The sequence below is a fragment of the Allobosea sp. 05T422_2 genome (assembly GCF_056396265.1).
Map to the genome: position 1 here is coordinate 1 of NZ_JBFTLD010000213.1, position 11723 is coordinate 11723.

Genomic DNA, 11723 nt, shown 5'->3' on the forward strand with positions numbered 1-11723 from the left:
GGTCGCTTCCAGCACGCGGCTGACGGCGGGCAGGGCCTTGGAGGTTGGCGGAGCGAAATAGGCGGCGATGCGTGCGACTTCCGCCGGGTCGGCATTGACGGAGGGACCGTCGAGCCGTGCGAACTCCTCCTCGACGCGCCGCGTGAATTCCTCGGCGCCAATCTCGTGGACCAGGATCTTGACCCGAGCCTTGTACTTGTTGTCGCGGCGGCCTTCGAGATTATAGACCCGCATGATCGCCTCGAGATAGGCGAGGAGGTCGGCCTTGGGCAGATAGTCGCGCACCACCTTGCCGATCATCGGCGTGCGGCCGAGACCGCCGCCGACACTGACCTCATAGGAGATGGCATTGATGTCCGGGTGCCGCCGCAGGCGCAGGCCGATGTCATGCGCCTTGATCACGGCCCGGTCATGCTCGGCCCCTGTCACCGCGATCTTGAACTTGCGCGGCAGGTAGCTGAACTCGGGATGCAGGCTCGACCATTGCCGGATCAGTTCGGCGGTCGGGCGCGGGTCCTCGATCTCGTCCTGCGCGACGCCGGCGAAATGATCGGCCGTGACATTGCGGATGCAGTTGCCCGAGGTCTGGATGCAATGCATCTCGACCTCGGCAAGGAGATCCAGGATCTCCGGGATGTCACGCAGTTTCGGCCAGTTGAACTGCAGGTTCTGACGCGTGGTGAAATGGCCATAGCCGCGGTCATAGCGTTCGCCGATCAGGGCGAGCTGGCGCAATTGGCGCGAAGACAGCGTGCCGTAAGGCACCGCAATGCGCAGCATATAGGCGTGGAGCTGCAGGTAGACACCGTTCTTCAGCCGCAGCGGCTTGAACTCGTCCTCGGTCAGCGAACCATTGAGCCGGCGGCCGACCTGATCCCGGAACTGGGCGACCCGCTCGCGGACGAAGCGCGCATCGAATTCATCGTAGCGATACATGTCTCAGGCCCTCCGCTCGGCTGCGATACCGTCCCCGGCCTGCTTGCCGAGATCGGGACGGTTGCTCGGTCCGAGCGTCTTCATGCGTTCGCGATAATGCCGTGGCACCGGCCCGCCGGCCTCGATCGCGACATCGACGAGGTAGGCATCGACGACATGCTGGGCTGCGAATTCGCTGACGGCATAGGCCTCCAGCCGCGCCGCTGCCGCATCGTCGGCTGCGACCAGCGCAAGCGCGGGATCGCGCGTCCAGGCGAGCGCACCGGCGGCAGCAACCGAAGCGAAAACGACATCGCCATCAAGCAGATCATTGGCGAGAAGGATTGCCGGAAGAGGCGGGCGCTTGGGGGCAGCGGCCATCACGCAGCCTCCGCCAGGGTCAGCGTCAGGCCGTCGAGATCATCGGACCAGATGATCTGGCACGAGAGCCGGGAGGTCCGTTCAATCAGCGGCAGCGTATCGAGTGCGTCGATCTCGTCCTCGCGCGGCTCGGGCAGGCGCTCGGCCCATTCCGGCGAGACAATGACATGGCAGGTGGCGCAATCGCAGGAACCGCCGCAGACGCCTTCGATCCCGACGCGATAGTCGCGCAGGATTTCCATGACCCGCCAGCCTTCGACGGCCTCGAGTTCATGCGGCTGACCCTGCCGGTCGATGACGTTGAGAATGGCCACCTTCAGCGCTCACCTTGTTCGCTATTCCGAACATCTCAAATACGGCAGCGCAGCGGTGGGTTCAATTCACGCCTGGTAGCGTGTTTTTTCTTATTCCCGTTGAAAAGGAGGATATTTGTCTTTGCCGCAGCTGCAGAAGGGGCGGGGGCGAAATAATCCTCTCACCGCCAAGATGACGCTAGACCAGTCCGCCGAGCCGGTAACCGACGCCGGGTTCGGTCTCGATCAGCTTCGGGCTCGTCGGGTCCTGCTCGAGCTTCTGGCGGAGCTGACCGACGAAGACGCGGAGATACTGCACATCGTGCTCATGTGCCGGCCCCCAGACGGCAGTGAGGATCTGGCGATGGGTCAGTACCCGGCCATTGCCGCCGGCGAGCGAGGCGAGCAGGTCATATTCCTTTGGTGACAGCTTCACATGCGTACCGTCGCGGCTGACGCGTCGATTGACGAGATCGATCTCGACGGCGCCCGAGCGGATCACCGCGTCCGCACCCTGACGCTCGATGCGGTGACGCAGCGCCACGCGCAGCCGTGCCAGCAATTCGCCGACCCCGAACGGCTTTTCGACATAGTCATCGGCACCGGCATCGAGCGCATCGATCTTCTCGGTCTCGCGATCCCGCGCCGAGAGGATGATCACCGGGCCGTCATAAAAGGCCCGCGCCTTGGCCAGCGCCTCCTTGCCGTCCATGTCGGGCAGACCGAGATCGAGCACGACCGCATCCGGCGGCTTTCGTGCAAGCTCGCGCAGGCCGGCTGCGGCGTCATCGGCGCGAACCGGCTCGTAACCGGCGGCATCGAGCGCCGGAGCCAGGAAGCGATGGATCTGAGGTTCATCGTCGATGACGAGGATACGAGGGCGAAAGGCTGTCATGTCGTGACTCCGGGCGCGCTGTCCTTGCGCAAGCTGATCAGGATGCGGGTGCCGCCGGGTGTTCCGTCCGGACGGTCCTGGATCGGGCTCGCGGCTGCGATCCGCCCGCCCATCGCCTCGACGAAGCCCTTTGAGATGGCGAGGCCGAGGCCGGCGCCCTTGCCGCGTTCCCCGCCACGGTCGGTCGATTCCTCGAGCCTGCGGAACTTCTCGAAGACGCGTTCCAGCTCGGCAGTGGGGATACCGCGACCTTCATCCTCGATCGAGATCACGACATTGCCCCTGTCTTCATAGGCCGCCGTCTCGATCAACGAACCGTCCTCGCTATAGGTGATGGCATTTTCCAGGATGTTGACCAGAGCCTGCTCGAGCAGGCCAGGGTCGGCCCGTACGGCCGAAAGCGCAGCGGGAAAATCGCGCTGGACGCGGCGGTGATCGAGGCGGCGCGAGACGCGCTCGATCGCTGCGGCAATCACGTCGCGCACATCGGTCCAGTCGCGGCGCGTCACCAGCGCTCCGCCTTCCAGCCGCGACATGTCGAGCAGATCGCCGACATAACGATTGAGCCTTTCGGCCTCCTCGCGGATCGAGAGCAGCAGGTCGTCGCGCACCGCGGGCTCGACCGTCTTGCCGAAGTCGATCAGCGTCGTCGCCGATCCGAGCACCGTCGCCAGCGGCGTGCGCAGATCATGGCTGACGGAGTTGAGCAGCGCCGAGCGCAGCCGATCACTGCGGCGGAGCGCCTCGGCATCGACGGCCGCGGCGGCCAGTTCGGCCCGCTCCAGCGCGATCGCCCCCTGATCGAGCAGCGCCAGCGCGAAGCGTTCGTTCTCGGCATCGAGCAGCGCTTGCGGTTCGAATCCGACGACGCCCGAGCGCGAGCGCACGCCCTGCAGCGCGCGGAATGTCCAGGCAGCATTGGGCAAGGTGCCGGTGCCGGCGCCGGCAGGCTCGCCGCGCGTCCAGGTCCAGCGCGCCGCGGTCATGTCTGCTGTGCTGAGCGCCTCGAGCGCAGGCGCTCCGGCCGCCGCGGCGATTTCCTCGCCATGCGGTAGGAAGACGACGATTTTGCCGGACGTCGCGGCCGAAAGCTGCTCGGCCAGGATCGTGGCTGCATCCTCCTTGCGCGCGGCTCCCGACAGCCGCCGGCTCGCGGCGAGCAATGCGGTGATCGCCGAGGCTCGTCGCGCCGTCGCCCTGGCCTGATCCCGGACCCGCCCCGTCAGGCCACCCGTCGTCATCGCCACCGCGAAGAAGACGAGGAATGTCAGGACATCCGCTGGATGGCCGATCCAGAAGCTCAGCAGCGGCTCGAGGAAGAAGAAATTATAGGCAACCGCGGCGAAGGCTGCGGCCGTGACGGCTGGCCAGAGACCGAATGCGAGTCCCGATATCAGCACGCTGACCATGAACAGCATGGCGAGATTGGCATTCTCGACACGGTTCTGGATCATCTCCCCGATAAGGATCGTGCCACCGACCAGCGCAGCGGAGGCGAGGTGGCCGCCCCATTGCAGCGCGCGCTTCGGAACTGGGGACGACGGGACGGCAGGCCCGGACGCGCTCTCGGTGATGATGTGCAGCGCCGCGCCGTTCTGTGCCTCGAGCAGGGCTGGCGCCAGCGACCGGTGGAACCAGGCGCGCCAGCCCCGGMGGTGCGACTTGCCGACGACGATCTGGGTGACGTTGTTGCGCCTGGCATAGTCCAGCACGGTGGCGACGAGATCGTCGCCTGTCAGCACGACATTGGCTGCGCCGAGCTGTTCGGCGAGCTTGAGCGCTTMCGACAGGCTGCGGCCGCGAGCAGAATCCGGCTCGACGCGGTTCGGCCGCTCGACATGCGCCACCGTCCAGGGCGCGTCCATCATCATGTCGGAGAGGCGCCGTCCCGCGCGCACCAGCGAACTCGCCATGGCGTCCGGCCCGATCAGGACCAGGATGCGCTCGCCGGCCGCCCAGGGGCCTTCGACGCCGGCACGCTTCATCGCCTGGCTGAGCTGGTCGTCGACGGTCTGGGCAGCGCGGCGCAAGGCCAGTTCGCGCAGCGCCGTCAGGTTCTCGGGCTTGAAGAAATTGTCGGCGGCGAGCCGCGCCGTCTCGGGCAGATAGACTTTGCCCTCTGCCATGCGCTGGCGCAGTTCGGTCGGGGTGATATCGATCAGCTCGATCTCGTCCGCCCGGCTGAGGACGCTGTCCGGCACCGTTTCACGCTGGCGCACGCCGGTGATCTTCCAGACCACGTCGACGAGGCTCTCCAGATGCTGGACGTTCAGCGTMGTCCAGATGTCGATACCGGATTCGAGCAGTTCCTCGACATCCTGCCAGCGTTTCGGGTGGCGGCTGCCGGGAGCGTTGGAATGGGCATATTCGTCGACGAGCAGGAGGCGCGGCTTGACGGCCAGCGCCGCATCGAGGTCGAACTCCAGCAAGGTCCGGCCGCGATGCTCGATCGGTCGGCGCGCCATGACCTCGAGACCGTCGAGCAGGGCCTCGGTCTCCCGCCTCCCATGGGTCTCGACCACGCCGACAAGGACCTCGCCATGCTCGGCCTGGGCGCGGCGGCCCTGGGACAGCATCYCGTAGGTCTTGCCGACGCCTGGAGCCATGCCCAGAAAAATCTTGAGCCGGCCGCGTTTGCGGCCGGCCTGCGCCAGAAGGGCATCGGGATCGGGGCGTCCCTGCTCCCGGAATCTGGTCTCGTCTGCAGTMATAACGCTGGGCTCATGGCGCCTTAGCTTGCGGCTTCGGATAACGCGCGTCGAGGGCGAGATTCGCGGTCAGCACGTTTACACGCGAACGACCGAGAAAGCCGAAGGTCGGCCCCTGCGTGTTCGCTGCGATGATCGCCGCAACCTGGTCCGGGGCGATGCCGCGGGTTTTGGCGATGCGAGCGACCTGGCGGTCCGCGTTCTCCGGCGAGATATGGGGATCCAGACCCGAAGCGGAAGCGGTAACCGCATCGGCCGGCAAGGACCCTTTCCCGTCGGCCTCCCGCAGCGCCTCGGCATCCGCCTTGATCCGTGCAGCGAGGTCCTCGTTCATGGGGCCCAGATTCGAGCCCGATGAGCCCGCTGCATCATAGCCGTCCTTGCCGGCGGCGGAGGGGCGGGGACGCAGATAGGCGTCGCCCTTGAAGTTCTGGMCGATCCACTGCGAACCGACGATCTCGCCTTGGGTATTGCGGATCAGAGAACCGCCGGCCTGGGACGGGAAGGCCGCGCCGGCGATACCGGTCACGCCGAGCGGGTAGGCAAGGCCGAGGACGAGGGTGAAGAACACCATCGAGGCGATGGCAGGACGAAGATGGGACAACATGGTTGGTGCTCCTTGTCCGCGGCGTCAGGCGAGCTTCAGGGCTGTGACGATCATGTCGATCAGCTTGATGCCGACGAAGGGCGCGATCAGCCCGCCGATGCCATAGAGGGTGAGGTTGCGCGAGAGCAGCTTGGCGGCGCCGATGGCGCGATAGCGCACGCCGCGCAGGGCCAGCGGGATCAGCGCGATGATGACCAGCGCGTTGAAGATCACGGCCGAGAGGATGGCGCTATGCGGGCTCGTGAGCCCCATGACGTTGAGGGCGCCCAAGGCCGGCAGCGCGGCCACGAACAGGGCCGGGATGATCGCGAAATATTTGGCGACGTCGTTGGCGATCGAGAAAGTGGTCAGTGCTCCGCGCGTGATCAGGAGCTGCTTGCCGACCTCGACGATCTCCAGGACCTTGGTCGGATCGCTGTCGAGATCGACCATGTTGCCCGCCTCGCGGGCGGCCTGCGCCCCGGTCTGCATGGCCACGCCGACATCGGCCTGCGCGAGCGCCGGGGCATCATTGGCGCCGTCGCCGCACATCGCGACGAGACGGCCCTTGGCCTGCTCGGTGCGGATCATGCGCAGCTTGTCCTCCGGGGTCGCCTCGGCGAGAAAATCGTCGACGCCGGCTTCGGAAGCGATGGCCGCAGCGGTGACGGGATTGTCGCCGGTGATCATCACGGTGCGCACACCCATGCGGCGAAGATCGGCGAAGCGATCCTTGACGCCGGGCTTCACCACATCCTTGAGGTGGATGACGCCGACCAGCGCACCGTTCTCGCTGACCGCGAGCGGCGTGCCGCCCGAGCGGGCGATGCGGTCGACCGCGTGGCGCATCTCGGCCGGGACCTGGCCGTCGCGCAGATCGAGCATGGTCAGCACGGCATCGACCGCGCCCTTGCGCCAGGACTGGCCGTTATCGTCGAGGCCCGACTGACGCGTCGTCGCGCTGAAGGCGATCGCGGTCGCATGGTCCGGGATGCTGGCAGTAATGCCTTGCTCCCGCGCCAATTCGACGATCGAGCGACCCTCGGGGGTCTCGTCGGCGAGAGAGGCCATGAGCGCGGCGCGCAGCGCATTGTCCGGGCGAACGCCCGGCGCCGGGATGACCTCGACGGCCATGCGGTTGCCGAAGGTGATCGTGCCGGTCTTGTCGAGCAGCAGCGTGTCGATGTCGCCCGCGGCTTCGACTGCGCGCCCGGAGGTCGCGAGCACGTTGACCTTGAGCAGCCGGTCCATGCCTGCGATGCCGACCGCGCTGAGCAATCCGCCGATCGTGGTCGGGATCAGCGTGACGAAGAGCGCACCGAGCACCATGGGATCGAGCGAGATGCCGGAGAAGGCACCAAGGCCGGTCAGGGTGACGACGGCTACCAGGAAGACCAGCGTCAGGCCGGCGAGCAGCACGGCAAGCGCAAGCTCGTTCGGGGTCTTGCGCCTGTCGGCGCCTTCCACCATCGCGATCATGCGATCGAGGAAGGAGGAGCCCGGCTGCGACGTGACCTTCATCTTGATCCAGTCGGAGACCACCGTGGTGCCGCCGGTGACGGCCGAGCGGTCGCCACCGCTCTCCCGGATCACCGGAGCGGATTCGCCGGTGATCGCGGCCTCGTTGACCGAGGCGACACCCTCGACGATCTCGCCATCGGCCGGGATCACGTCGCCGGCCTCGACCAGCACGAGATCGCCCGGAACGAGCTTGTGGGCCGCGGTCGGGATCATCGCATTCCGCTCAGGGTCGATGATCAGCTTAGCCTTGGTGGTGACGCGGGCGGCACGGAGCGAATCTGCCGCCGCCTTGCCGCGCCCTTCGGCAATGCTCTCGGCAAAATTGGCGAAGAGCACGGTGAGCCAGAGCCAGGCCGCGATCTGGATCGGAAACCCGGCAGGTGCGCCGGCGGAAAGGGCGACCGCGGCGGAAACCGTCGCGAGCGCCGCGACGACCTCCGTGGCCAGGATCACGGGATTTCCGGTGAGCTTGCGCGGGTCGAGCTTGACGAAGGCGCTCTTCAGCGCCGTCAGCACGACGCCCTGGTCGAAGCTGGAGGATTTGACGAAGGACATACTCATGGAAGCTTTCCTTTGTCGGCTCAACGAGCCGCCGCAAGCACCTGGAAGTGCTCGACGATTGGTCCGAGCGCGAGCGCCGGGAAGAATTGCAGGCCACCCAGGATCAGGATGATGCCGATCAGCAGGCCGACGAAGAGMGGGCTGTCAGAAGGCAGAGTGCCGGCGGTGGGCTGGAGTTTCGGCTTGGCCGCGATAGCGCCCGCGATGGCGAGCACCGGAATGGCATAGGCGAAGCGGCCGAGCAGCATCGCGATGCCGAGCGTGGTGTTCCACCAGGGCGCATTGGCGGTCAGGCCGGCATAGGCCGAGCCGTTGTTTCCCGTCGCCGAGGAGTATGCGTAGAGGATTTCGGTCAGACCGCGCGGCCCCTTGTTGAGCAGTCCCTCGAGCGCGACCGGCAGCACCGCAGCGATCGCGGAGAAGCCGAGGATCGAGAGAGGCAGGATGAGCACCGCCAGCATCGCGAACTTGATCTCACGTGCCTCCACCTTCTTGCCGAGATATTCCGGTGTACGCCCGACCATCAGGCCGGCGACGAAGACCGCGAGCAGCGCCATCACCACCATGCCGTAAAGGCCGGAACCGACGCCGCCGGGCAGAATCTCGCCGAGCTGCATCAGGAACATCGCAACGCCGCCTCCGAGCGGCATGTAGCTGCCATGCATGGAATTGACCGAGCCGTTCGAGGCACCCGTGGTCTGGGCGGCCCACATGGCCGACGTGGCGGCGCCGAAGCGGACTTCCTTGCCTTCCATGTTGGCCGAGGCATCGGGGATGCCAGCGGCGATCATTGCCGGCTGCGGCGTCAGCGTCTCGGACGCGTAGATGGCCGAGGCCGCGACGCCGACGAGGATCGCCATGACCGCGATCAGCGCGCGCGCCTCGCGGCGTGCACCGGCGACACGGCCAAAGGCGATGACCGTGCCGAAGGCGAGCGCGTTCAGTGAAACCACCTCGATCAGGTTGGTCAACGGCGTCGGATTCTCGAGCGGGTGCGCCGAGTTGACGTTGAAGATGCCGCCGCCATTGGTGCCCCATTGCTTGATGGCTTCCTGGCTCGCGGTCGGGAACAGCGAGATCACCTGCTTCGCGCCTTCGACGGTCGAAGCCTCGACATTGGCGAGCAGCGTCTGCGGCACACCGGCCGCGACCAGCGCAAGGGCTGTGACGATGGACAGCGGAAGCAGGACGTAGAGGACCGAACGGGTCAGATCGACCCAGAAATTGCCGAGGCCCTCGCCCCGATCCGCAGCGAAGGCGCGCGACAATGCAGCGGCGACCGCGAGGCCAGCGCCGGCCGAGACGAAATTCTGCACGGTGAGCCCAGCCATCTGGCTGAGATTGCTCATCGTTGTCTCGCCGCCATAGGACTGCCAGTTCGTGTTGGTGACGAAGCTGACGGCGGTGTTGAAGGCGAGGTGCGGCGACAGCCCGTCAAAGCCTTGCGGATTGAGCGGCAGCACGCCCTGCAGGCGCAGCATCCCGTAGAGCAGCGCAAACCCGGCGGCGCTGAAGGCAATCAGCGCGCCGGCATAGCCGAACCACCCTTGCTGCCGGTTGCGGTCGACGCCGAAGGCTGCATAGGCCACGGCTTCGACCGGTTTCAGCACCGGATCGAGCCAGGTTCGTTCGCCCGCCCAGACGCGAGCCATGAAGATTCCAAGTGGCCAACCCACGGCCACAGTCAGCGCGATCGTGAAAACGATCTCGGCCCAGCCCCGCCAGTCCATGCGAGGTCTCCTTTATGAAAGCTGTGTCAGAAGCGGTCGGGGCGCAGCAGCGCAGCGACCATGTAGACCGCGAGCCCAAGCGCCGCGGCCCCGTAAAGCCAGGTGAGCGCCATGGTCGTCAGACCTTGCGCAACTGCGCAGCATAGGCCGCGAAGAGCCCGAAGGCTCCGAGCCCGAGCGCGATGAAGACGATGTCGGCCATGGCCAATCTCCAGTCAGGTTAGACCGGAGATGTGGTGCCTGGGGCAGTAAGGGGTCGAGGGGAAAGGCAGGGGGGAGGCATAAGGGTTCCATAAAGGTCGCCTGCAGCAACGATCTTTCGCTGGTCACTGGCGTTGGGCCTTGCAGAGGCCAGCGGAGCGATGGTCATGACCATTCAGGAGATGCCGGCATCAAAGGCCTATCGCCTGCTTGAGGCCGGACCGATCGTTCTCGTCACGACATCGGACGAGGGGCGGCCGAACGTCATGACCATGGGTTTCCACATGGTGATGCAGCATGCGCCGCCGTTGATCGGCTGCATCATCGGCCCGTGGGATCACAGCTACAAGGCGTTGCGGGCGAGCGGCGAGTGCGTGATAGCGATCCCGACAGTCGACCTCGCCCGAAAGGTGGTCGATATCGGCAATTGCTCGGGCGGTGAGATCGACAAGTTCAAGCGCTTCCGGCTCACTGCCAAGCCGGCGAAGGACGTCACGGCGCCGTTGATCGGCCAATGCCTCGCCAATATCGAGTGCCGCGTTGCCGATCGGAGCCTGATCGAGCGCTACAATCTGTTCATTCTGGAAGCCGTGCGGATCTGGGTTGACCCGGAACGGAAGGAACGCCGGACCCTGCATCATCGCGGCGACGGTACCTTTGCGGTCGATGGCAAGATCATCGACCTGCGCGAGCGCATGGTGCTGTGGAAGCAGATCCAGGGCTAGGCCCAACGCACGCCGCGCCGCGTGTGCAGGGGGCTCGAAGCTGCACTCACCAGAACAAGGGGCGTCCCCCATAGGGGTAATAGCCCCACCCGGGCCCTCCTGCTTGTTCGAAGCGATAGAGGCGTGCAGCCGAGCGTGCCAAATCGACGTCGAGCAGGCATTTGGCAAATGCGTCAGTGCCTGGCCGGAAGCCATAGGATCGGCAACGCACTTCGTCGGCGCTACGCTGTTCTGCCGCAGTGATGGTTTGACAGGCAGCGAGGCCGCCGGAGATCAACACCATGGCGAGTAACGAGGCTCTCTTCATGATGCGGCTCCTATCCAGGCAACGGCTTGATAACTTTTGCCGCATTGATGGCCAAGATATGGCTAGGCTCAGGACCTATTAATTTTGCTTGAGATGTGATTCACGGTGTCCTGGAGGATGCCGTGATGGATGATTTGTTTCTGCTGAGCGAGCGGCAGATGACGCGGATATCGCCGCATTTTCCGCTGTCGCATGGCGTGCCACGGGTTGATGATCGGCGTGTGGTGAGCGGGATCGTCTACGTCATCCGCAACGGCCTGCAGTGGAAGGACGCGCCCAAGGGCTACGGTCCCCACAAGACACTCTACAATCGCTTCATCCGCTGGAGCCGGCTCGGCGTCTTCGACCGGATCTTCGCCGGGCTTGCCGGCGAAGGGCCCAGGCCGGAGCGGATCATGATCGACGCGACGCATCTGAAGGCGCATCGCACGGCGGCGAGCCTGCTCAAAAAGGGGCTCTTCCCCGGTGTATCGGGCGCACCAAGGGCGGGCTGAACTCCAAGCTCCACACCGTCTGCGACGAGACCGGCCGCCCGATCATCATGCTGCTCTCGGAAGGCCAGATGAGCGACCACAAGGGCGCAAGCCTCGTGCTCGCTGCCCTACCGTCAGCCAAAACCCTTATTGCCGACCGCGGCTATGATAGCGCCGCGTTCCGCCAGGCCCTGGTCGCCAAAGGCATCGCACCCTGCATTCCATCGAGCCGAAGCCGGAAAATCCCGTATCCCTACGACAAAGCGCTCTATCGCCAGCGCCACAAGGTCGAGAACCTCTTCGCTAAGCTCAAAGACTGGCGACGCATCGCCACACGATACGACCGCTGCGCCCACACTTTCTTCTCGGCAATCTGTATCGCCGCGGCCGTCATCTTCTGGCTCTGATCAACGAGTCCTGAGCCTAG

At 65.7% G+C, this 11723-nt stretch carries 12 protein-coding genes; 2 read left to right on the forward strand and 10 right to left on the reverse strand.

The features are described from left to right. The 9 genes from AC1DJT_RS27070 to kdpF form a co-directional block, all read right to left on the reverse strand. On the reverse strand, nt 1-936 hold a 936-nt coding region (locus AC1DJT_RS27070), incomplete at its 3' end, for a nitrite/sulfite reductase (protein ID WP_476835255.1). A 3-nt stretch (nt 937-939) separates the two neighbouring features. After that, nucleotides 940-1296, reverse strand: coding sequence for a DUF2849 domain-containing protein (locus AC1DJT_RS27075; RefSeq protein WP_441491691.1), 357 nt, complete (start codon nt 1294-1296; stop codon nt 940-942). Next, nucleotides 1296-1610: a 2Fe-2S iron-sulfur cluster-binding protein gene (locus tag AC1DJT_RS27080; protein WP_441491690.1), complete on the reverse strand. Its 315-nt coding sequence runs from the start codon at nt 1608-1610 to the stop codon at nt 1296-1298. The genes AC1DJT_RS27075 and AC1DJT_RS27080 overlap by 1 nt, the downstream gene beginning before the upstream one ends. Nucleotides 1611-1788: 178 nt before the next feature. After that, nucleotides 1789-2484 (reverse strand): response regulator, encoded by a 696-nt coding sequence (locus tag AC1DJT_RS27085; protein ID WP_441491689.1) that lies wholly within the window; start codon nt 2482-2484, stop codon nt 1789-1791. Beyond that, complete coding sequence (locus AC1DJT_RS27090) at nt 2481-5234, reverse strand: DUF4118 domain-containing protein (protein ID WP_476835257.1); 2754 nt, start codon at nt 5232-5234, stop codon at nt 2481-2483. The genes AC1DJT_RS27085 and AC1DJT_RS27090 overlap by 4 nt, the downstream gene beginning before the upstream one ends. Further along, nucleotides 5206-5799 carry a potassium-transporting ATPase subunit KdpC gene (kdpC, locus tag AC1DJT_RS27095; protein WP_476835256.1) on the reverse strand — a complete coding sequence of 198 codons (594 nt, stop codon included), beginning with the start codon at nt 5797-5799 and terminating at the stop codon, nt 5206-5208. The genes AC1DJT_RS27090 and kdpC overlap by 29 nt, the downstream gene beginning before the upstream one ends. A gap of 24 nt (nt 5800-5823) precedes the next feature. Further along, the gene (gene kdpB / locus AC1DJT_RS27100; protein WP_441507664.1) at nt 5824-7860 is read right to left on the reverse strand and encodes a potassium-transporting ATPase subunit KdpB; all 2037 of its coding nucleotides are present in this window, start codon (nt 7858-7860) and stop codon (nt 5824-5826) included. A gap of 20 nt (nt 7861-7880) precedes the next feature. Beyond that, a complete protein-coding gene (gene kdpA / locus AC1DJT_RS27105; protein WP_441507665.1) occupies nt 7881-9590 on the reverse strand; it encodes a potassium-transporting ATPase subunit KdpA in 1710 nt (569 codons plus the stop codon). Between the two features lie 26 nt (nt 9591-9616). Further along, nucleotides 9617-9703, reverse strand: coding sequence for a K(+)-transporting ATPase subunit F (gene kdpF, locus AC1DJT_RS27110; RefSeq protein WP_069880828.1), 87 nt, complete (start codon nt 9701-9703; stop codon nt 9617-9619). A gap of 261 nt (nt 9704-9964) precedes the next feature. On the opposite strand from kdpF, the gene AC1DJT_RS27115 reads away from it, so the two are divergent. Beyond that, on the forward strand, nt 9965-10516 hold the full coding sequence (locus AC1DJT_RS27115) for a flavin reductase family protein (protein ID WP_441507673.1): 552 nt from the start codon (nt 9965-9967) through the stop codon (nt 10514-10516). A 46-nt stretch (nt 10517-10562) separates the two neighbouring features. Here AC1DJT_RS27115 and AC1DJT_RS27120 read toward each other — a convergent pair whose 3' ends face one another. Beyond that, complete coding sequence (locus AC1DJT_RS27120) at nt 10563-10823, reverse strand: hypothetical protein (RefSeq protein WP_441507666.1); 261 nt, start codon at nt 10821-10823, stop codon at nt 10563-10565. A gap of 125 nt (nt 10824-10948) precedes the next feature. On the opposite strand from AC1DJT_RS27120, the gene AC1DJT_RS27125 reads away from it, so the two are divergent. Then, a protein-coding gene (locus AC1DJT_RS27125) for an IS5 family transposase (RefSeq protein WP_476770139.1) occupies nt 10949-11703 on the forward strand; the annotation gives its coding sequence in 2 pieces (ribosomal slippage) (nt 10949-11282 and nt 11282-11703; 756 coding nt in all). Nucleotides 11704-11723: the final 20 nt, after the last annotated feature.

Bases quoted from the DNA above. Each gene is read 5' to 3' on its own strand.
- AC1DJT_RS27075 (WP_441491691.1), bottom strand. From the start codon at position 1,296: ATGGCCGCTGCCCCCAAGCGCCCGCCTCTTCCGGCAATCCTTCTCGCC.
- kdpF (WP_069880828.1), bottom strand. From the start codon at position 9,703: ATGGCGCTCACCTGGCTTTACGGGGCCGCGGCGCTTGGGCTCGCGGTC.
- AC1DJT_RS27120 (WP_441507666.1), bottom strand. From the start codon at position 10,823: ATGAAGAGAGCCTCGTTACTCGCCATGGTGTTGATCTCCGGCGGCCTC.
- AC1DJT_RS27085 (WP_441491689.1), bottom strand. From the start codon at position 2,484: ATGACAGCCTTTCGCCCTCGTATCCTCGTCATCGACGATGAACCTCAG.
- kdpB (WP_441507664.1), bottom strand. From the start codon at position 7,860: ATGAGTATGTCCTTCGTCAAATCCTCCAGCTTCGACCAGGGCGTCGTG.